Below are 19,136 nucleotides of genomic sequence, written 5' to 3' on the forward strand. Positions count from 1 at the left end.
AGCAAACATACCGTCTGTGGCCGTCCTGGCCCTGCGCCCACTGGAACTCACTCTACCTCCTTATTATGGAGCCGACCATCAAAACCGAAACCCTTGACATTGAAGGCATGACGTGCGCTTCCTGCGCCTCCTTCGTCGAGAAATCCTTATCCCGCACGCCCGGCGTGCAACGAGCCGTGGTCAACTTCGCCACCGAGAAAGCCACCGTTGACTACCTGCCAACCCAGGCGAGCCCTACCACCCTGAAACAGGCTGTGGTGCAGGCCGGCTACGGCGTTGCGGAACGTGCCCCCGATACCAGCGCGGCCGACCGGCAGGCCGAAATCGACCGGCAAAAGGCGCGGGCTTACCAGCAGCTTAAGCGCCGCTTCTGGGTAGCGGCGGGACTGGCCGCGCTGATTATGCCCCTGAGCATGCTCATGCTCTGGCCCGCCCTGATGCAGCACGTGAATATGCAGGGGCTCAACTACGGGCTGCTGGCCCTGACCCTGCCCGTGCTGCTGTACAGCGGCCGGGAGTTTTACGTATCGGCCTGGAACGGCTTCCGGCATCGGGCCGCCAATATGGATACGCTGATTGCCGTGGGTACCGGGGCGGCCTTCCTGTACAGTCTGGCCGCCACCGTGGTACCGGGCTTTTTTACCAGCCGCGGACTCATGCCGGAGGTGTACTATGATACGACGGCCACTATCATTGCGCTGATTCTGTTGGGCAAAGTGCTGGAGCTGCGCGCCAAAACCCAGACCTCGGCGGCCATCCGCGCACTGATGGGGCTACAGGCCAAAACGGCCCGCGTAGTACGGCCCGGTGGCCAGGAGGTAGATGTGCCCATCGAACAGGTGCAGCTCGGCGACCTGGTGGTGGTACGCCCCGGCGAAAAGGTGGCCACCGACGGAGTTATTGAGGAAGGCCACTCGGCCGTGGATGAAGCCATGCTGACGGGGGAAAGCCTGCCGGTCGAGAAAAAGGCGGGCGACCCGGTGTTCGGGGCCACACTTAATAAAACCGGTTCTTTCCGCTTTCGGGTAACCAAGGTGGGGGCCGACACCATGCTGGCGCAGATTGTCAAGCTGGTGGAGGATGCGCAGGGTTCACGCGCCCCCATTCAGCGCCTGGCTGATAAAGTCAGCGCCATCTTTGTGCCCACGGTGGTGGTTATTGCCATCCTCACCTTCGTGCTCTGGTTTGACCTGGCCCCGGTGGAAGCCCGGCTGCCGCTGGCTCTGGTCAACTTTGTGGCCGTGCTGATCATTGCCTGCCCCTGCGCGCTGGGATTGGCCACGCCCACGGCCATCATGGTGAGTACCGGCAAGGGAGCCGAGCACGGGGTGCTCATCCGCAACGCCGAGGCCCTGGAAAAAGCTCACCAGGTAAACACCGTGCTGCTGGATAAAACCGGCACCATTACCCGCGGTGAGCCCGCCGTAACCGACTTTGTTGCGGCCGAAGGGCAGCCTGTTGAACAGCTGCTGCCACTGGTGGCGGCAGTTGAGCGGCAGTCGGAGCACCCGCTGGCGGAAGCCGTCGTGCGCTACGCCGAGGCCAAGCAGGTGCCCGTGCTGCCGGTTACCGGCTTTCGCGCCATCGAAGGCAAAGGGGCTACGGCTACGGTCAAGGGGCAAGTCGTGTTAATTGGTAACCTCCGGTTGCTCGAGGAAGCGGGCGTCAGCCTGCCGCCCGCGGTACGCAGCGCAGCCGACCACTTGCTTGCCCAAGCGAAGACGGTGCTGTACGTGGCCGTGGCTGGGCAGGCGGCCGGCGTACTCGGGGTGGCCGACACCATTCGGGAAACGTCGGCGGCCGCCATTCAGCAACTGCAGCAGCTGGGTATTGAGGTGGTAATGATGACGGGTGACAACCCGCAAACGGCTGCCCAGGTAGCCGGGCAGGTGGGCATCACGCGGTTTTTTGCCGAAGTGCTGCCCCAGGACAAAGCCGGCAAGGTGAAGGAGTTGCAGGCCGAAGGCCGCACGGTAGCTATGGTGGGAGATGGTATCAACGACGCTCCTGCCCTGGCCCAGGCCGACATCGGGCTGGCCATGGGCGGCGGCACCGATGTAGCTATGGAAGCAGCCGGCATTACGCTCATGCGCTCCGATTTAGGCGGGGTAGTAACGGCCATTGCGCTCAGCCAGCAGACGATTCGCACTATCAAACAGAACCTGTTCTTCGCCTTCATTTACAACACGCTCGGCATTCCGGTGGCGGCCGGGCTGCTGTATCCCGTGTTCGGGCTGCTGCTCTCGCCCATGCTCGCGGCCGGGGCTATGGCCCTGAGCTCGGTATCAGTGCTTACCAACTCGCTGCGCCTGCGCGGCTTCACTCCCCTTCACTCCTAACCTGCATGGATACCGCAGAAATCATCGTAACGGTAGGCGGCCTGGCCTTGGCGGCCTTTGTGGTGTGGTACTTTTTTTTCTCCGCGTGGCAAACCGCCAGTGCCGTCTCTTCTTCCAGCGGCGTGCAGGAAGTAGATATTACCGTAAAGGGTGGCTACTCCCCCGACGTCATTGAGGTGGAGCGTGGCAAGCCCGTGCAGCTGAGCTTCTACCGCGACGAGGAAAACAGCTGCTCCGAGGAGCTGCTTATGCCTGATTTCCACATTCGCCGCGAGCTGCCCGCCTTCCAGACCACGCTCGTGGAGTTGCTGCCCGATACGCCCGGCCGCTTTGAGTTTACCTGCGGCATGGGTATGCTTCGGGGTAGCCTGATTGTGAAATAAACACCGCCGCGCTATGCCTCACGCCGTAAGCCCCGGTCATGCCTTCTGGTATCAGGAGCCGATGGACTCCTGATACCAGAAGGCATGACCTGAGATGGTCTAACCAAACCGGACAGAGCTAGGATGTTGTTTGAAGCTGGGTTTCGAAGCGGTTAGGTGAGTAGTAGTACAGGGCGGAGTACCGCCGCTCGGCGGCGTAATCGGCGATGTGGTGGCTGATTTCAAGCTTCGCCAAGCCGAGGAAGTGGCCGCCGTCGAGCAGCTCGGCTTTGAAGCGGCTCCAAAACGATTCGGCGTGTGCGTTATCGTAGCAGTTGCCGCGCCGGCTCATGCTTTGCACGGCCCCGTAGCGAGCCAGTAAGTCCTTGAAGCGGTTGGCCGTGTACTGGCTGCCCTAGCCGGAGAAGACGACGCGGCCGGCCGGCCGGCGGCGCATGACGAGCGCCCGGCGCAAGGCCTCGCTGACTAGGTTCGCCGGCGTGGCGTCGCGCACGTCCCAGCCCACGATTTTGCGCGAGTAGTGGTCGAGCCAAACGGCTAGGTAGACCCACCTGCCGCCCTGACGTGGCAAGCAGTTGATGTTGCCCACCCACACCCGGTTCGGGGCTGTGGAGGCCGGCTGCCCGAGCAAGCGGTTGGGCGCGGCCCATGCGCCCGGATCGGAATCGGTGGTGAGCGGCACGAACTGGGCTGCTGCGCCGGAAAGTCGTGCGCACGAAGCACGCGGCGGATGCGCCCGCGGCCCACTGCATGGCCCTGGGCCTGGCCTTCGACCCGCAGTCAGCACGAGCCATAGCACTGGCCGTGGTCGGCAAACGCTTCACGCATGGCCACTTGCTAAGCGAGTTCGGCGGGGGCTGTCGGCGGCGCCCTCAGGCGTAGTAGGCGGCCGGGGTTACGCCGGTACGTGGCAGGGCTGGCGTACGGGTGCCTGATTGGTGCGCTGGGCAAGGTAGCGGTACGTGCTCATGGGGTCGGCTAGCTGAGCCTGCGCTTATAGCAGGCAACTGACCAAGGCTTTTTTTAAGATGTCCCGCTCGCGTTGCACCCGCTCCTGCTCGGCGCGCAGGGCCCGCACTTCCGGGTCGCGGCCCAACTCAGCGGCGGCTTGTTGCTGCTGCCAGCGGTATAGCCGTTTCGGGCTGATGCCCAACTGCCGGGCCGCGGCTCGCGTGCTACGGCTCTCACTGGCCAAACACAGGGACTCAGCCTTGAATGCGTCGTCGTATTTGCGCCGCTTATCCGGTGCTTACCTGTAGAGTCGTTGCCATGACCGGAGGAAAATACGCCCCAATTCCATCTGGCCCAAGGCCTCCAAGCAGATAAGCCCATCAATGCTGTTGTCGCGCCCGCCTTGGTTCAGGATAGCAGTGTCGCTGGTGGAGGACTGAGTAGTTGTTACCATTACCTGCGGCGCGGGGTTGGTCACAACATCCCGCATCTTGTTCAGCTGCTTGGAATCGGAGGCAAACACCCCGCCGGAACCCGTAGCGGGCGGCCAATTGCTCGCCGAAATTCTCCATCGTACCAATTACTCCAGCCCGAATAGCTACGGAAGGAACGATTATGATAAACTTGGAGAAGCCGTGTTCACGGTATAGCTCGTAGAGCGTTTGCAGGTACACCAGCGTTTTACCGGTACCCGTTTCCATGTCAATGCGGAAGTCGCGGCGGGTAGCCGGCGTTTAGGCCGTATCTAAGTGGCCGGATTTAACTGGGTCGAGGCCGCTGGCCAGCATTATCCGCTTGGCATTTTTTGCGCAATTCTTTCGGCGGAAGGTCGCACCGATTGATTTAGGCAGTATGCAGGAAGAGGAGGTAGCAAAGCTGTTGCGCGGCTGGCCTTCAAACCAATCAGACACGGCATCAATAGCGTGCTGTTAGTATGATAAGGTCTTAAGCTTGAGAATCATAGCACAAGGTATAACGGTATCTGATTCCGAGGAAGGCAATCTTAGGCGACGCGCTTTCAAGGTCCCGGCAGCTTTCCCATGAAAAATTTAAGCTTTACAAGCTATTGAATATCAATATCTTGTAAAGCTTAAACGTGGGCCCAGCTGGAATCGAACCAGCGACCTACTGATTATGAGTCAGTTGCTCTAACCGATTGAGCTATAGGCCCTAAGCAAAACTTCCCGCACTGCGGTTGGTTTCAGCTGTGCAAACTTCGACTTTTGCGGCCGTATTTGCAATTCGCCTGCTTCGGAAAGTTTACTGACGCGCCCGGGCAGGCCGTTTGATTTAACTTATATGACTCGAAAACTGCCGAACCTGCTCTTCGATTTTGGGGGCGTACTCATCAATATTGACTACGGTCTGACGGTAGAAGCTATGCGAGGGCACGGCAGCGCCATTGAGTTTACTCAGGCGGCTCAGGCCGAACTGTTCGACCAGATGGAAACCGGCCAGCTCACCCCTGAGCAGTTCCGGGTGGGGCTGCGGCAGCACTATGGGCTTACGGCCACCGATGCTGAGCTGGATGCGGCTTGGAACGCTATGCTGCTGGACGTACCTGCCGAGCGGCTGGCTCTGCTGGCCGAGCTGCGCGCCCAGGGCTACCAGACGGCGTTGCTTTCCAACACCAACCAGATTCACATCGAGGAAATCAACCGGCGGCTGAAGACGCAGTACGGCCTGGAGCACGGTATTGCCGACTGCCTCGACCGGGTATTTTACTCCCAGCAGGTAGGGCTGCGCAAGCCGGGTGAGGAAATTTTTCACCACGCGCTGCGGGAGATGAACTGGAAGGCCGAAGAAACGTTGTTTATTGAGGATAGTCCCCAGCACATTGCCACGGCCCAGCGCCTGGGGCTGCACACGCTCTTCCTGACTCCGCCGCTCACGCTGCTCGACGCTTTGCCCGCTGCCCTCCGTGCCTTCCCCAACCGAGAATCCACCGCTTCTGCCGTTTCCTGACACCCCGGTTCCGGCCTCCGATACCGCCGCCATTCTTGATGCCCGTCGGGCCTTCCGGCGCTACGAGCGGCACCCTTGGCCCCGCCCTTTATGCTACGCTCTGCACGTAGGACTGTTTTTGCTCACGGCCCTCACCACTACGCTGGCAGGAGTGCAGCTGGCGCGTAACCAGTTCCTGGCGGAGTTGGGACTGCCATTTGACCTGCTGCTGCTGCCGGGAGAGCAGGCCTGGGCAGCGCTGAAAGCCGGTTTGTGGTATTCAGTGCCGTTTCTGGGTATGCTCACGGTGCATGAGTTCGGGCACTACTTCACGGCCCGTTACTACCGTATCCGGGCCACGCTCCCCTACTTTATTCCGCTGCCCTTGGGCATTGGCACCTTCGGGGCCGTGATTCGCATCCGGGACCGGATTTTCTCCCGGCGGGAGTTTTTCGATGTGGGTCTGGCTGGTCCGCTGGCGGGATTTGTGGTAGCCGTGGCTGTGTTGGCGTACGGCCTTACCCATCTGCCGCCGCTGGAGTACCTGTATGGTTTCCACCCCGAATACCGCCCGTACGGGAACGAATATGCCCGATACGTATATCAGCAGCTGGAACCCGGCAGCAACTTGGTGCTCGCTCAACCCTTGCTCTTCAAATGGATGGCGGCGGGACTGGCCGACCCCGCCCGGATGCCGCACCCCAACGAGCTGGTACATTATCCGGTGTTGGTGGCAGGGGTGTTGGCCCTGTTTTTCACGGCCCTGAACCTACTCCCGATTGGACAGCTGGATGGGGGCCACATCGTGTACGGGCTGCTGGGGCCGCGCCGGGCCGCACGGGTGTCGGTAGTGCTGTTTACGGGCTTTATTTTTTATGCCGGGCTGGGGCTCTTCACTCTGCACTCGGACGCTGATACGTGGTTGTATGGCGCGGTACCTTACGGGCTTTATCTGTGGCTGGTGTTCCGGCGGGTAATGCCTACGACCTATCGGGCCCTATTACTGGCCGGGGCCGTGTGGCTGGGGCAGGTGGCACTGGCCTCGGCTGTGCCGGGCCTCATGGGTATGCCAGGCTGGCTGCTGTTTGGGTTGCTGCTGGCCCGCGTTACGGGCATCTTTCATCCCCCCGCCCCACAGGAGCACCCCCTATCAGTGGGCCGCCGACTACTGGGGTGGCTGATGCTGCTTATTTTTGCGCTGTGCTTCACGCCCTCCCCTATCCTTCTATCCTGATGATTTCCGCCGACTCGTGGGATTTCTCCGCGGCTGGCATTTGTGCATGACGGTTCCTCACTTCACTCAACACCACTTCCTGCGGGGCACTACGCGGCTGGTGCTCGGCCCCAACGGACTCTACGTGAGCCAGGGTCCGCGCCGGGGAGCAGCCCGGCTGGAAATCGAAATTCCCTACGAGGAGCTGCTGCCAGTAACCTTGGAATACCAAAAGCCCGACCCGCTGCGCGTTCCGCCGGCGGGCCTGTGGGTGGCAGTGTGGTTGCTCGTACAGGGAATCAGTCGGTTTCTCAATGATAAGGCTCCCTTTCCGGCAGAGTTGTGGGTAGCCGCTGGTGGATTTTTGTTGGGCTTGGCGGCAGTTGTGCTGGTGCGCCGCTACCGGGGCCGCCGCGTGCTCCTCACGACCAACCGCATCCACCTGGCTTTTCACGACGCCCCCCGGCACCGCGCTGCCCTCACCACTTTCGTGGACGCCATGCAGTTGCGGGCTCACGCCTACCTGCGCGAGGAATACGCCACCGTAAATCCGCTCGGCCACATTGAGTTGCAGCTGCACCGCCTGCATTGGCTGCGGCAGCTCAAGGTGCTCTCGGAGCAGGAGTACCGCATCCTCAGCACCCGCCTTACCGGCCGCCTCTCCCTCGACCCGGTAAAGCTCATGGGCCAGGATCTGGAAACGCCTTATGTGAATTAGTGAAGTGGTGGTGTAGCGGGTTGATGAGTTGTCATTGCGAGTGGAGCGAAGCAATCCGTCCTTTCCACGGCACCACCACTGATCAACGCAGAAAGCCCCTGACGTCCGTGCTGGCGTCAGGGGCTTTCTGCGTTTTTAGGGCTTAGTATACTGATAAGGACGGATTGCTTCGCTCTGCTCGCAATGACAGAACAATCAACTCTCCGCTACCCCAGCGCCGCTACGCCGGGCAGTTCTTTGCCTTCCATGTACTCCAGCAAAGCGCCGCCGCCGGTGCTGATGTAGCTTACCTGCTCGGAGAAGCCGAGCTGGTTGACGGCCGCGGCCGAGTCGCCGCCGCCGATGAGGCTGAAGGCGCCCTGCTGGGTGGCATCGGCAATGGCCTGGGCGACGGTTTCGGTGCCTTTGGCGAAGTTGCTCATTTCGAACACGCCCATGGGGCCGTTCCAGAGGATGGTTTTGGAGTTGCGCACCACTTCGCTGAACACCTTAATGGACTCGGGGCCCAGGTCGAGGCCCATCCAGCCTTCCGGAATCTGATTGTTGGGCGCTACCTGGGTGGCGGCGTCGTTAGCGAACTTATCGGCAATGAGGCTGTCGGTGGGCAGCACCAGGTTCACGCCTTTGGCTTTGGCTTTCTCGATGAGCTCCAGGGCCAGGTCCATTTTGTCGGCTTCCAGCAAAGAGTTGCCGATTTCGCCGCCCTGGGCTTTGGCAAACGTGTAGGCCATGCCGCCGCCGATGAGCAGGTTATCCACCTTGTCGAGCAGCTTCTCGATGATGAGGATTTTGTCGGAAATCTTAGCCCCACCCATGATGGCGGTGAAGGGACGCTCGGCTTGTTCCAGCACTTTCTTGGCGTTGTCCAGCTCACCCTGCAGCAGATAGCCGCCCACGCGGTCCTCGGGCGCGAAGGAATCGGCAATAACGGCGGTGGAAGCGTGCTTGCGGTGGGCCGCACCGAAGGCGTCGTTCACGTACACGTCGCCGAGTTTGGCCAGTTTGGCGGCAAATTCGGCGTTACCTTTTTCTTCCTCGGCGTAGAAGCGCACGTTTTCTACCAGCAGAATCTGGCCGGGCTGCAAAGCCTGGGCTTTGTCCTCGGCCTGCAGGGCATCGTCGGCGAACTGTACTTCCTGGCCGTACTCCTGGCCCAGGCGGGCTACAATGTGTTTGAGCGAGTATTTGTCCTCGGGGCCGCCTTTGGGCCGGCCCAGGTGAGAGAGCAGCACCACGGAGCCGCCATCCTGCAGGATTTTCCGGATAGTGGGCGTGGCGGCCCGGATGCGGGTATCGTCGGTAATGGCGAAGCTTTTATCCAGTGGCACGTTGAAATCAACGCGCACCACGGCACGCTTGCCGGCGAAGTTGTACTGATCGAGGGTTTGCATGGAATAAGGAAATGGGTTTGGCTGGGGCGAAGGTAAAAACATCTGTCATTGCGAGGCAGCCGGCCGAAGCAATCTGTCCTTGTCAGGGCATATCTTCTCGGGCAAAGACAAGCCCTGGTTGCTTGTAGAGACGCGACACTTCGCGTCTCCCGCCAGAACAACTTCTGACGTTACCGTCCAACACCGAGGCTCGTGGAGACGCGTCTCTCCAGCCGTTCAGCGTCAGGGTTGCGAACAGGTAAGGGCTTTTTGCTTTGATAAGGAAGGATTGCTTCGGCGTACCGCCTCGCAATGACAGATGTTTTACCTTTGCCCCCGATATGAAAATTGGCATCTTCTTCGGTGGCCCGTCGCGCGAGCGGGAAATCAGCTTCGCGGGCGGCCGCACCGTGTACGATAATCTGGATAAGTCCCTGTTTGAGGCCGTGCCCGTGTTTGTGGACAGCCGCGGCAACTTCATCCTGCTCAACTGGGAATACATTTACAAAGGCACCATCCGGGACTTTTACCCGCCCGTATCGGCGCTGCCGCGCACGGAGCGCCCCTGGCAGGTGTACCTGGAAAGTCTGGGCGAATTGAGCCTGGCCGAACAGGACCGCACCATAGCAGAAGTGGGCCGTCGCCTGGAACCCCGGGAGTTGCGGGAGCTGATGGATTTCGCGTTTCTGGCGCTGCACGGCCCCAGCGGCGAGGACGGAGCCATTCAGGGCCTGCTGGAATGGTACGGCATACCCTACTCGGGCTCCGGCATTTTGCCCTCGGCGTTTGGTATCGATAAAATTGCCCAGAAAAAGCTGCTTCAAGCCTTGCATCTGCCCACGCCTGCGTTTCGGGTGCTGGAAGAATCGTGGGCCCTCAACGCGACGCATCCGAAATACCTGCGCGGATTGGTAGAGGAACTGGGGCTGCCGCTGGTTATCAAGGCTCCGCGTCAGGGCAGTAGCCTGGGCATCAGCATTTTGAGAGAGGAAGACCCGGCAGCTTTTGCGAAAGCCATTGAGCGGGCCTTATTCCAACAAACTATCACGCGGGAGGAATGGACCGCGCTGGACGAGCCGGCCCGCCTGGCCTGGGTGCGGCAGGTGGCCGATATCCGGGAAGGCATCGGGCTGCCCGTCACGGCTTTTGCGGCGCACGCCGGCTTCGGGGCCATTGCAGCCGATTACATCCCGCCGATGCTGGAGCATCCGGAGGCCCTGCTGAATTTCCTGAACGAGCAATTTCCGGCCGCCGACAGCGTGCACCTGCGCAGCACCAGTGGCGAAACGCAGGTGCTGGTAGAGCAATTCGTGGCCGGCCGCGAGTTCAGCTGCATTGTGGTAGAAAACGAGCGGGGCGAGCCGCTGGCCTTGCCGCCCACAGAGATTGTGAAGGGCGAGGAAATGTTCGACTACCGCTCGAAGTATCTGCCCGGCCTGGCCCGGAAGGTTACGCCCATCGACTTGCCCGAAGCCGACATCCAGCGCATCCGGGAACAAGCCCAAACCATGTTTAGCACGTTCGGTTTCCAGGTGTACGCCCGCCTGGATGGCTTTATTCAGGCCGACGGCACCATCTTCCTAAACGACCCCAATACGACCTCCGGCATGCTGCCGGCTTCGTTCTTCTTCCACCAAGCCGCCGAAATTGGCCTGAACCCGAGTCAGTTCCTCACCTATATCATTCACACTTCCCTGGCCGCGCGGCGGCGCGGTGGGTTGGCCCCAACCCGGCTGGCGGGCCTGCTGGCCCGGCTGGATGCGGCCGTGGCGGCCCGGGCTTCCGAAGAGCGCACCCGCACCAAAGTGGCCGTGATTATGGGCGGCTACTCCTCAGAGCGGCACATTTCGGTGGAGAGTGGGCGGAATATCTACGAGAAGCTCAGCTCCAGCGTCAAATATGAGCCCGTGCCCGTGTTCCTGACCGGCAACAGCCAGGAATTCCGCCTCTACGTGCTGCCCATCAACGTGATGCTGAAGGACAACGCCGACGACATCCGGGAGAAAGTGGAGCACCTGGAAGCCGGCCACGGCCTGCACCCCATTCTGGAGCGCATCCGCCGCGAGGCCCAGAGTATCACCAGCACCTTTGCCGGCCAGCCCACGGCCCAGCCGCGCCGGGTGAGCTTCGAGGAACTGGCGGGCATGGTGGATGAAGTGTTTATTGCCCTGCACGGCCGCCCCGGCGAGGATGGCGCGCTGCAACGGGAGCTGGAGAAATTCGGGCTGCCCTACAACGGCTCGGGCGTGGAAAGCTCCAGCATCACCATTAACAAGTTCGAAACCAATAAGCGCCTGCGCGAAGCCGGCCTGCGCGTGGCCGAGCACCGCATGGCCAACCGCCTGGAGTGGGACGCCGATGCGGAACGCTTCTACCGCAGCCTCGAAACCCAGTTTCCCTACCCCTTCATTGCCAAGCCCGCCGACGACGGCTGCTCCTCGGCCGTGAAGAAAATCAAGAACCGGGCAGAGCTGGAGGCCTTTACCCGCCTGATTTTCCGCGGGCAGGAAGACCTCGACGAAACCGACGCCACCACCCTCAGCCTGGGCTTCAAGGAGGAATTCCCGCAGAAGGACGCCTTCCTGGTGGAAACCCTCATCAGCCGCGACGGGGCCGCCCACTTCCTGGAAGTAACCGGCGGTCTGCTCACGCACTGGGACGCCAACGGGCAGCTGCAGATTGAGGTATTTGAGGCCTCGGAGGCCCTGGCTACCGGCGAGGTGCTGAGCCTGGAGGAGAAGTTTCTGGCCGGCGAAGGCCAGAACATCACCCCGGCCCGCTACGCCCCCGAGGCCCAGGAGCGCCAGCGCGTGTCGGAGGAAGTGAAAAAGGAGCTGCGCCGGGTGGCCGAAATCCTGAATATTCAGGGCTACGCCCGCATCGACGCGTTTGTGCGAGTACGCCAGAACGGGGCCGTGGAGGTGCTCATCATCGAGGTGAACTCCCTGCCCGGCATGACGCCCGCCACCTGCATCTTCCACCAGACGGCCCTGGCCGGCTACACCCCCTACGACTTCATCGACCGGATTCTGGAGTTCGGCAAGCAGCGCACGGAAAAGCAGCTGGGCTAACCGGAAACCGTGGCGTAAGCTTTAGCTTGCGCCGGGCGTTACTTGGGCAGCCAGCTTACGGCGCAGGCTAAAGCTTACGCCACCCGTTTATTTCTTCACCCCTTCCGGCCCTCGTTCAGGGGCCGATTACGCAAGCTAAAGCTTACGCTACTATGTCCTTTTTCCGTTCCGACACGCCGGCCGACCTGCTCAAGCACGTGCTCATCATTGTGGTGGCCACGGCGGCCCTGGTGTTCGGGTTTTTCTTTGTGTATCTGCCCATCACCACCAACCACGGCGAAACCATTGTGGTACCGAAAGTAACCGGCATGAATCAGGCCGACCTGGAGGATTACCTCGACGAGCGGGACCTGGCCTACTTCGTGGACGATAGCACCTACGACGCCAGCATCCGGCCCGGCACGGTGCTCACCCAAGAGCCCAAGGCCGGCGAAAAAGTGAAGGAAGGGCGGAAGATTTACGTGTCGGTTTCGATGAAGAACCCGCCCGTTATCAAGATGCCCAAGCTCACGGATGGCTCGGTGAAAAACGCCCAGATGATTCTGAAAAGCTACGACCTGGTAGTGGGTCAGCTGAAATTTGTGCCCAACATTCAGAAGGATGCGGTGCTGAAGCAGCTGGTAAATGGTAAGGAAATTTCCCCCGGCGCTTCCATTACCAAAGGCACCCGCGTGGACCTGGAAGTGGGCGACGGCCTGGGCAACCAGGAATTCCCGGTGCCTAACCTGGTGAACATGCCCGCCGATGAGGCCACCACCCTGCTGGTCGGTCAGGGTCTGCAAGTAGGCGAAATCTTCTATCAGGAGCCCGAAGACGGTCAAACCGAGGGCACGGTGGTAAAACAGCGGCCCGCCTCGGCTCCCGGCACAACTATTCGTATGGGTCAGTTGGTTGATTTGTGGGTGGCGGGCAAGGAGCCGGTAAAGGCCCTTGACTAAAAACCCACTTGAAATAGAAGCAGCAAAAGGTTCGTTGACGTACAACGAACCTTTTGTGCTGTTCGGGCGTGAGGGAAGTCGGCACGGCCGACCCGCGCCCCGCTAATTCTTTACTTTGCCGTATGACTTTTTCACTACGCTCTTTGCTGGGTTTCACAGCGTTGCTTGGGCTGGCACCGGCCGCGGGGCTGGCCCAGGTGGTGCAGCCGTTGGGAGCCGAGCCCCCGCACGCCCTGGTAGCCCCGGTAGCTGCCCAGCGGCCGACGGCCCTGGCGTTGCCATTCTTCGATGATTTCTCCCGGCAGAAGGAAGGCACGCCCGATGGGCAGCGCTGGGAAACAGCCGGCGGTACGCTGGTGAACAACCGGTTTCCGCGCCGGCCCATCAGCCGCAACGTGGCCACGCTGGATGGGCTTGATGCGCAGGGCAACCCGCGGGGCAGCGTGTCGCAGCTCGGCGACGCCGACGTGCTCACGTCGCAGCCCATTGACCTGAGCGGCCAGACGACGGCCAGCAACCTGTTCCTGAGCTTCTTCTGGCAGGCTGGCACCATTACGGGCCCGCCGGCGGCCAGCGGCACCCGGCCCGTGGCCCTGTATGTCGATTTCAAGGACGTAAACAAACAGTGGCAGCAGGTGTGGCAGCTGCGTAGCCCCGCCGATACCACCAATTTCCGCTTCAAGGCCCTGCCCGTGAATCAGGCAGCTTTTCTGCACTCTGACTTCCAGTTCCGGTTTCGGGTGAGCGGCTACCTGTATAACAACCGCGACGCCTGGAGCGTGGACTACGTGCGCCTCGACCGGAACCGCACCGCCACCGACTCCGCCTTCCGCGACATTACCCTCAGCAAGCCTCTACCCAGCGCCCTGAAGCGGTTTTCGGCCATGCCTGTGGCGCAGTTCAACCAGAACGCCGCCCAGGATCTGAATGACCGCACCGCCACCAGCATGAATAACCTGGACGCCGGCCCGGCCCCCACGCCTATTTCCTGGGAAGGCTACCTGGAGGTAGTGGGTGGTGGCAGCAGCCGTTTTCTGCAGGGCAACCGCTCCCTTGATGCCGGCCTGCGCCAGCAGCCCATTATTGGCAACCCGCGCCTGGCCACGGTGCCTACCACGCCGGCCGCCAAGCAGCTGCGCCAGCGCGTGGTACTGCTCAGCAACGAAACCAACCCGCTCACCCTGCCCAACGACACCCTCACCCGGCTAACTGACCTGACGGATTACTACGCTTACGACGATGGCACAGCCGAAGCAACCGTAAGCCTGCCGCCGGCCGCCACCGGCCCGGCCAGCTACCTGGCTCTGCGCTTCGACCTCAACCGCCCCGACCAGATTCGGGCCATCCGGCTGGCTCCGGCGCTGGTTACGGCAGCGGGCCGGTTGATTACCGTGAATATCTGGGACGACAACGGCAGCGGGCAACCGGCCGCCACGCCCAAGGCAACCAAAAGCTACACGATTCCGGCTACGCTTCCGGCGGGTCAGACGTTTATCGAAATTCCGTTTGATAGCCCGGTACCGGTGAGCAGCCGGTTCTATGCGGGCTACGGACACGCACCGACCCCTCAGTTCGTCCAGTTTCAGGTTGATTTAAACAATCCGGTACCCGCCAATACTTTTTTTCTCGGTGAGTTTGGAACTTGGAGCCCGGCTTCCACAGCCTCCAACTACAGCCCCTCCGGGTCCCTGATGCTGCGGCCGGTAACCACCGGCGTTATCACGGCTACCGCCGCACCGGCTGAGGTGGCTGCCCAATACCAGCTTTATCCCAACCCTACCCCCAACGGCCAAGTGCAAGTACAGGGCCGCTACGCCCGGGCCAGCGTGCTGGATGCCGTAGGCCGTGTGGTGTGGGAGCAGCCGGCCGCTGAGGCTGGCCGGCCCACGCTGCACCTGCCATTGTCGGCGGGTCTGTACCTGGTGCGCCTTACCCTGGCCGATGGGCAAACGGTTACCAAACGACTGGCCGTAGCTCAACCCTAGCGCCCGTAGTTTGGTGGTTTCTTAGTAACGTTACACCTCCGGCCGACTCAGGCCACTTTGCCACCCCCTCATCTGCACCTGACTCTTATGAACGACATCACCTCCGCCGAGCTGAAAGAGCGCCAAGCCAATGGTACCGCTCCCATTATTATTGATGTGCGCGAAACCTGGGAAAACGAAGAAAGCCGGATTGATGGCAGCCGTAATATTCCCCTCGGCGAGCTGCCCACTAAGCTCGACGAGCTGGAAGACCTCAAGCACCAGGAAATTGTGGTGCACTGCAAAGGCGGTGGCCGCTCGGCCTCGGCCAAGGCGTTTCTGGTGCAGCACGGTTTCGACCAGGTTCGTAACCTCATCGGCGGCATGCAGGGATACCAGCAGGCGTAGCCTGCCCACCTATACCACCAAAAAGCCGTGCCGCTACCCGCAGCACGGCTTTTTGATTTCCAGCCATCCAGACAACAGCCAGCCGAAGTGCCCTCTTTTGCGCGCGTGCTGACAACCTAAGTCAGCACGCATTGGGTAAGCTACCACAAAACACAGCAATTAAATTGCACACAATTGAATTTTATTCAATTAAATATACTTCCTTTGTCCATATGAAAGCGCCATCAGCGTCCGCACCATCTGCGAATCCGATTCAGCAACTGGAAAACCAGCTGTGTTTTCCGCTGTACGCCGCCTCACGCATGATTACCAAGGCCTATCAGCCCCTGCTGGATGAGTTCGACCTCACGTATCCGCAATACTTGGTGCTGCTGCTGCTGTGGGAGTATCAGGAGCGCACCGTGAAGGAACTCGGTGACCATCTCGCCCTCGATTCCGGCACGCTTACTCCCCTGCTCAAGCGCCTAGAGCAGCGCCAGCTCATCAGCCGCCGCCGCGACCCGCGCGACGAGCGGTCCGTCATCATCGGGCTGCTACCGGCGGGGGCAGCGCTGCAGCAACCAGCCTGTAAAATTCCGGCGCAGCTTTTCGAAAAAATGGGCATGCCCCAGGCCGAGTTCGAAGCTCTGCGCGACCAGCTTACCCAATTGCTTACCCGGCTGAGATAATCAGTCTTTCTACTTCAGTTTCATTCTTTCTTCTCCCTTCTCATGAAAATCGAGAAAGTATTTACCGCCCAGGCCAAAGCCAAGGGTGGCCGCGACGGCGCCATTAGCACCAACAACGACGTGCTGAACCTCACCCTGAGCACCCCCAAGGAAATGGGCGGCCCCGGCAAAGCCGGCGCTACCAACCCCGAGCAGCTGTTTGCCGCCGGCTACGCTGCCTGTTTTGAAGGTGCGCTGGGCGTAGCCGCCCGCCAGGCCGGCGTGAAGCTGCAGGACGTAACGGTGGAGGCTCTCATTGGCTTCGGTAAAGCGGAGGACGGCGGCTACGGCATTTCGGCCGACCTGCACGTGAATATTCCGGGTGTAGAGCAAGGCCAGGCCGAGCAGCTGGTGGAAGCCGCTCACGGCATCTGCCCCTACTCACGCGCTACCCGCGGCAACATTGAGGTAAACCTGACCACTACTACCAACGCCGCCTAGTTGGGTAAACTTCTCGTTGAGGGCTGAATACGGGTTGCTGCGGGGTACCGCGCTGCAACCCGTATTCAGCCCTCAATCCTTTTTACTGCTGAGCTGTTAGCGTGTATGCAGATTTCCGAACTGAGTGGGTTACAGCCGAACGAAAAAAGCTGATAGCCATCAGCTAATAGCTAACAGCTCAAAAACCCCTTTCCATGAAAACCAACTCCATTCTATTGGCCAGCCGGCCCCAGGGCCTGCCTACGGCCGCTCAGTTTCAGTTTGAAACCCGGGAGCTGCCCGCCCTGCAGCCTGGCGAAGTGCTGCTCAAAACCCGTTACGTAAGCGTGGACCCCTACATGCGGGGCCGCATGAGCGCCGCAAAATCGTACGTGGCCCCGTTTGAGGTGGGCCAGCCCATTGCCGGCGGTGTGGTGGCCGAGGTTGCGGAAAGCCAGGCCGAAAACCTGCCGGTGGGCAGCGTGGTGGTGGGCAATCTGCCCTGGCAGGAATACAGCGTGGCCCCCGCCGCCAGCCTCAACCGCGTGCCCGCTGATAAGGCTCCCATCAGCTATTTTCTGGGGCTGTTGGGCATGCCCGGTCTCACGGCTTACTTCGGTCTCCTGGACATCTGCCAGCCCCAGCCGGGCGAAACGGTGGTCGTGTCGGGGGCGGCCGGGGCCGTGGGTATGGTGGTGGGCCAGCTGGCCAAAATTGTGGGTGCCCGCGTGGTTGGCACGGCCGGCTCCGATGAGAAGGTAGCTTACCTGAAGCAGCTGGGCTTTGATGAGGCCATTAACTACAAAACTGCCGACGTTCCGGCAGCCCTGGCCGCCGCCGCACCCAACGGCGTGGACTGCTACTTTGACAACGTGGGCGGCCCCATTACCGATGCCGTGTACGACCTGCTCAATAAGCACGCCCGCATTGCCCTCTGCGGCCAGATTTCGACCTACAACGAAACCGAGGCCCCTGTGGGCCCGCGTCCCGAGGGTAAGCTACTCAAAACCAGCACCAAGCTCCAGGGCTTTATCGTGAGTGACTACCTGCCCCGCTGGCCCGAAGGTGTGCAACAGCTCACGGAATGGTACAGCCAGGGCAAGCTGCAGTTCGAGGAAACCATTACCGAGGGGTTCGAGCAGATTCCGGCCGCCTTCCTGGGCCTGTTCCGGGGCGACAATACCGGCAAAGCCATTGTAAAAGTGGCCTAGTGTTTTTCGGCGCTCCGGCGCGAAACTCAACCTTCTGCCTTATGTCAACAACCGCTGAAATCATCTGCGTGGCCGCCGAGTGGCGCACCCGTCCCGAGCATGTGGATACCATCTGCCGCCTGATGCAGGAAGCCGCCGCTGCCGTGCGTGCCCTTGAACCGGGCAATCTGCAGTACGTGGCTCATCAGGACCCCAAAGACCCCACGCACTTTCTGTTCTACGAGCAGTACGCCAACCAGGCCGCGCTGGACGCCCACGTTGCCTCCACTCATTACAAAGAACTGATAGGTACCCAGGTTGTGCCGTTACTTTCGGAGCGCAACGTTACGCTTTACAAGCTGCTGGCCTAGCAGACGGCCGCTTTCTTTTTTCTCCTCTAAATTTCCTTCCGATGAAAATTCTGATGGTGCTCACCTCGCACGACCAACTGGGCAATACGGGCCACAAAACCGGTTTCTGGCTGGAAGAATTTGCCGCACCCTATTACGTGTTCCAAGATGCTGGTGCCGAGCTGACCTTGGCCTCGCCCCAGGGCGGCCAGCCTCCCCTGGACCCCAAGAGCGACGACCCCAGCGCCCAGACCGACGCCACCAGGCGCTTCAAAGCCGACCCTGCTGCCCAGCAGGCATTAGCCAATACCGTAACCCTCGACTCCGTGTCGGCCGCTGATTACGACGCCGTGTTTTACCCTGGTGGCCACGGCCCGCTGTGGGATTTGGCCGAGGACAAAAAGTCAATCGAGCTGATTGAAACCTTCCACGCCGCCGGCAAGCCCGTGGCTGCCGTGTGCCACGCCCCCGGCGTGCTGCGCCACGTGAAAGCCGCCAACGGCGAGCCGCTGGTGAAGGATAAGTCGGTAACGGGCTTCACCAACACCGAGGAAGAGGCCGTGCAGCTGACCAACGTGGTGCCCTTCCTGGTGGAGAATATGCTGAAGCAGAACGGCGGCGACTACTCGAAAGGCGCCGACTGGGCCCCCTACGTCACCCAAACCGGTAACCTGATTACGGGTCAGAACCCGGCTTCCTCGGAGCCGGCCGCCGAGGCGCTGCTGAAGCTGCTGCGTAAGTAAGCTGTAGCATTTAGCCCACTTTCCGCCAGCCCCGGCTGCACCCGTTCGCGGCGTGGCTGGGGCTGATGCGTTGGGGCTGCGCCGGGTGTAGCTCGGGCGAGTGGAGCCAACTCCAAACATATTTCTATATTTCCGGCCCCTGACCTCGTTCTAGCACACGCCCTATGAGTAAGATTCTGGAAGAAATTGACCAGGCCCTGGCCACCTTCAACTCCAGCCACGGCCGCCCGGTTGCCATCGAGCTCGGCGAGCGAAAATATACCCAGCTTATCCTCGACGTAGCTCACCTGCACGCCGATGGCGGCGACCTCACGCACAACACCGGCCGCCCCCTGGCCTACCGCGGCCTCGAAATTCTGCGCGACGACACCAACCGGGACCGGGTGCGGGTGATTTAAACACTCCTGACCGTTGCCCGGAGCCGACG

19 protein-coding genes, 1 tRNA gene and 2 pseudogenes are annotated in these 19,136 nt (G+C 61.1%); 16 read left to right on the forward strand and 6 right to left on the reverse strand.

Translation table 11 applies throughout. The annotated features are described in order from the left end of the window. The first annotated feature begins 65 nt into the window (after window positions 1-65). A complete protein-coding gene (locus tag ACN19L_RS05375) occupies window positions 66-2,339 on the forward strand; it encodes a heavy metal translocating P-type ATPase (protein WP_426492504.1) in 2,274 nt (757 codons plus the stop codon). A 5-nt stretch (window positions 2,340-2,344) separates the two neighbouring features. After that, a complete protein-coding gene (locus tag ACN19L_RS05380; RefSeq protein ID WP_426492505.1) occupies window positions 2,345-2,722 on the forward strand; it encodes a cupredoxin domain-containing protein in 378 nt (125 codons plus the stop codon). Window positions 2,723-2,840: 118 nt separating this feature from the next. Here ACN19L_RS05380 and ACN19L_RS05385 read toward each other — a convergent pair whose 3' ends face one another. Then, on the reverse strand, window positions 2,841-3,053 hold the full coding sequence (locus ACN19L_RS05385; RefSeq protein ID WP_426493564.1) for an integrase core domain-containing protein: 213 nt from the start codon (window positions 3,051-3,053) through the stop codon (window positions 2,841-2,843). Between the two features lie 63 nt (window positions 3,054-3,116). Further along, complete coding sequence (locus ACN19L_RS05390; protein ID WP_426492506.1) at window positions 3,117-3,404, reverse strand: DDE-type integrase/transposase/recombinase; 288 nt, start codon at window positions 3,402-3,404, stop codon at window positions 3,117-3,119. Between the two features lie 26 nt (window positions 3,405-3,430). On the opposite strand from ACN19L_RS05390, the gene ACN19L_RS05395 reads away from it, so the two are divergent. Further along, window positions 3,431-3,604 (forward strand): hypothetical protein, encoded by a 174-nt coding sequence (locus tag ACN19L_RS05395; RefSeq protein ID WP_426492507.1) that lies wholly within the window; start codon window positions 3,431-3,433, stop codon window positions 3,602-3,604. A 112-nt stretch (window positions 3,605-3,716) separates the two neighbouring features. On the opposite strand, the pseudogene ACN19L_RS05400 reads toward ACN19L_RS05395, so the two are convergent. The 3 genes and pseudogenes from ACN19L_RS05400 to ACN19L_RS05410 form a co-directional block, all read right to left on the reverse strand. Next, a pseudogene (locus tag ACN19L_RS05400) lies at window positions 3,717-3,950 on the reverse strand (transposase); the annotation flags it as partial. A gap of 103 nt (window positions 3,951-4,053) precedes the next feature. Next, window positions 4,054-4,383 (reverse strand): annotated as a pseudogene (locus ACN19L_RS05405) (DEAD/DEAH box helicase family protein); the annotation flags it as partial. Window positions 4,384-4,770: 387 nt separating this feature from the next. Beyond that, window positions 4,771-4,844: transfer RNA gene (locus tag ACN19L_RS05410), tRNA-Ile, on the reverse strand. A gap of 128 nt (window positions 4,845-4,972) precedes the next feature. Here ACN19L_RS05410 and ACN19L_RS05415 point away from each other — a divergent pair. Genes ACN19L_RS05415 through ACN19L_RS05425 form a run of 3 tightly spaced genes read left to right on the forward strand, consistent with a single transcriptional unit; the run spans window position 4,973 to window position 7,548 of the window. Continuing rightward, entirely contained in the window at window positions 4,973-5,638 is a 666-nt protein-coding gene (locus tag ACN19L_RS05415; protein ID WP_426492508.1) for an HAD family hydrolase, read from the forward strand. Next, the gene (locus tag ACN19L_RS05420; RefSeq protein WP_426492509.1) at window positions 5,595-6,851 is read left to right on the forward strand and encodes a site-2 protease family protein; all 1,257 of its coding nucleotides are present in this window, start codon (window positions 5,595-5,597) and stop codon (window positions 6,849-6,851) included. Before ACN19L_RS05415 ends, ACN19L_RS05420 begins: the two co-directional genes overlap by 44 nt. A gap of 46 nt (window positions 6,852-6,897) precedes the next feature. Further along, window positions 6,898-7,548 (forward strand): hypothetical protein, encoded by a 651-nt coding sequence (locus ACN19L_RS05425; protein WP_426492510.1) that lies wholly within the window; start codon window positions 6,898-6,900, stop codon window positions 7,546-7,548. Between the two features lie 206 nt (window positions 7,549-7,754). Here the strand turns inward: ACN19L_RS05425 and ACN19L_RS05430 are convergent, their stop codons facing one another. Further along, entirely contained in the window at window positions 7,755-8,939 is a 1,185-nt protein-coding gene (locus tag ACN19L_RS05430; protein WP_426492511.1) for a phosphoglycerate kinase, read from the reverse strand. Window positions 8,940-9,259: 320 nt separating this feature from the next. Here ACN19L_RS05430 and ACN19L_RS05435 point away from each other — a divergent pair, with 320 nt between their 5' ends. The 10 genes from ACN19L_RS05435 (at window position 9,260) to ACN19L_RS05480 (ending at window position 19,107) form a co-directional block, all read left to right on the forward strand. Next, window positions 9,260-11,989 (forward strand): D-alanine--D-alanine ligase family protein, encoded by a 2,730-nt coding sequence (locus ACN19L_RS05435; protein ID WP_426492512.1) that lies wholly within the window; start codon window positions 9,260-9,262, stop codon window positions 11,987-11,989. Between the two features lie 152 nt (window positions 11,990-12,141). Continuing rightward, the gene (locus ACN19L_RS05440) at window positions 12,142-12,927 is read left to right on the forward strand and encodes a PASTA domain-containing protein (RefSeq protein WP_426492513.1); all 786 of its coding nucleotides are present in this window, start codon (window positions 12,142-12,144) and stop codon (window positions 12,925-12,927) included. 122 nt (window positions 12,928-13,049) lie between these two features. Beyond that, entirely contained in the window at window positions 13,050-14,912 is a 1,863-nt protein-coding gene (locus ACN19L_RS05445) for a T9SS type A sorting domain-containing protein (protein WP_426492514.1), read from the forward strand. Between the two features lie 87 nt (window positions 14,913-14,999). After that, on the forward strand, window positions 15,000-15,299 hold the full coding sequence (locus ACN19L_RS05450; protein WP_426492515.1) for a rhodanese-like domain-containing protein: 300 nt from the start codon (window positions 15,000-15,002) through the stop codon (window positions 15,297-15,299). Window positions 15,300-15,511: 212 nt separating this feature from the next. Further along, window positions 15,512-15,967: a MarR family winged helix-turn-helix transcriptional regulator gene (locus ACN19L_RS05455; RefSeq protein ID WP_426492516.1), complete on the forward strand. Its 456-nt coding sequence runs from the start codon at window positions 15,512-15,514 to the stop codon at window positions 15,965-15,967. A 42-nt stretch (window positions 15,968-16,009) separates the two neighbouring features. Continuing rightward, window positions 16,010-16,447: an organic hydroperoxide resistance protein gene (locus tag ACN19L_RS05460; RefSeq protein WP_426492517.1), complete on the forward strand. Its 438-nt coding sequence runs from the start codon at window positions 16,010-16,012 to the stop codon at window positions 16,445-16,447. Between the two features lie 194 nt (window positions 16,448-16,641). Beyond that, complete coding sequence (locus ACN19L_RS05465; RefSeq protein WP_426492518.1) at window positions 16,642-17,637, forward strand: NADP-dependent oxidoreductase; 996 nt, start codon at window positions 16,642-16,644, stop codon at window positions 17,635-17,637. Between the two features lie 41 nt (window positions 17,638-17,678). Further along, window positions 17,679-17,987 carry a putative quinol monooxygenase gene (locus tag ACN19L_RS05470; protein WP_426492519.1) on the forward strand — a complete coding sequence of 103 codons (309 nt, stop codon included), beginning with the start codon at window positions 17,679-17,681 and terminating at the stop codon, window positions 17,985-17,987. 41 nt (window positions 17,988-18,028) lie between these two features. Continuing rightward, complete coding sequence (locus ACN19L_RS05475) at window positions 18,029-18,709, forward strand: type 1 glutamine amidotransferase domain-containing protein (RefSeq protein ID WP_426492520.1); 681 nt, start codon at window positions 18,029-18,031, stop codon at window positions 18,707-18,709. Between the two features lie 164 nt (window positions 18,710-18,873). After that, complete coding sequence (locus ACN19L_RS05480; protein WP_426492521.1) at window positions 18,874-19,107, forward strand: hypothetical protein; 234 nt, start codon at window positions 18,874-18,876, stop codon at window positions 19,105-19,107. Window positions 19,108-19,136: the final 29 nt, after the last annotated feature.

The organism is Hymenobacter sp. 102 (assembly GCF_049949205.1).
Lineage (GTDB): Bacteria > Bacteroidota > Bacteroidia > Cytophagales > Hymenobacteraceae > Hymenobacter.

What these genes read in the sequence shown, in the direction of transcription:
- ACN19L_RS05450 (WP_426492515.1), top strand. Translation starts at nt 15,000, where the DNA reads ATGAACGACATCACCTCCGCCGAGCTGAAAGAGCGCCAAGCCAATGGT.
- ACN19L_RS05440 (WP_426492513.1), top strand. Translation starts at nt 12,142, where the DNA reads ATGTCCTTTTTCCGTTCCGACACGCCGGCCGACCTGCTCAAGCACGTG.
- ACN19L_RS05425 (WP_426492510.1), top strand. Translation starts at nt 6,898, where the DNA reads ATGACGGTTCCTCACTTCACTCAACACCACTTCCTGCGGGGCACTACG.
- ACN19L_RS05470 (WP_426492519.1), top strand. Translation starts at nt 17,679, where the DNA reads ATGTCAACAACCGCTGAAATCATCTGCGTGGCCGCCGAGTGGCGCACC.
- ACN19L_RS05375 (WP_426492504.1), top strand. Translation starts at nt 66, where the DNA reads ATGGAGCCGACCATCAAAACCGAAACCCTTGACATTGAAGGCATGACG.
- ACN19L_RS05465 (WP_426492518.1), top strand. Translation starts at nt 16,642, where the DNA reads ATGAAAACCAACTCCATTCTATTGGCCAGCCGGCCCCAGGGCCTGCCT.
- ACN19L_RS05430 (WP_426492511.1), bottom strand. Translation starts at nt 8,939, where the DNA reads ATGCAAACCCTCGATCAGTACAACTTCGCCGGCAAGCGTGCCGTGGTG.
- ACN19L_RS05415 (WP_426492508.1), top strand. Translation starts at nt 4,973, where the DNA reads ATGACTCGAAAACTGCCGAACCTGCTCTTCGATTTTGGGGGCGTACTC.
- ACN19L_RS05435 (WP_426492512.1), top strand. Translation starts at nt 9,260, where the DNA reads ATGAAAATTGGCATCTTCTTCGGTGGCCCGTCGCGCGAGCGGGAAATC.
- ACN19L_RS05385 (WP_426493564.1), bottom strand. Translation starts at nt 3,053, where the DNA reads ATGAGCCGGCGCGGCAACTGCTACGATAACGCACACGCCGAATCGTTT.
- ACN19L_RS05380 (WP_426492505.1), top strand. Translation starts at nt 2,345, where the DNA reads ATGGATACCGCAGAAATCATCGTAACGGTAGGCGGCCTGGCCTTGGCG.
- ACN19L_RS05475 (WP_426492520.1), top strand. Translation starts at nt 18,029, where the DNA reads ATGAAAATTCTGATGGTGCTCACCTCGCACGACCAACTGGGCAATACG.
- ACN19L_RS05445 (WP_426492514.1), top strand. Translation starts at nt 13,050, where the DNA reads ATGACTTTTTCACTACGCTCTTTGCTGGGTTTCACAGCGTTGCTTGGG.
- ACN19L_RS05455 (WP_426492516.1), top strand. Translation starts at nt 15,512, where the DNA reads ATGAAAGCGCCATCAGCGTCCGCACCATCTGCGAATCCGATTCAGCAA.
- ACN19L_RS05460 (WP_426492517.1), top strand. Translation starts at nt 16,010, where the DNA reads ATGAAAATCGAGAAAGTATTTACCGCCCAGGCCAAAGCCAAGGGTGGC.
- ACN19L_RS05480 (WP_426492521.1), top strand. Translation starts at nt 18,874, where the DNA reads ATGAGTAAGATTCTGGAAGAAATTGACCAGGCCCTGGCCACCTTCAAC.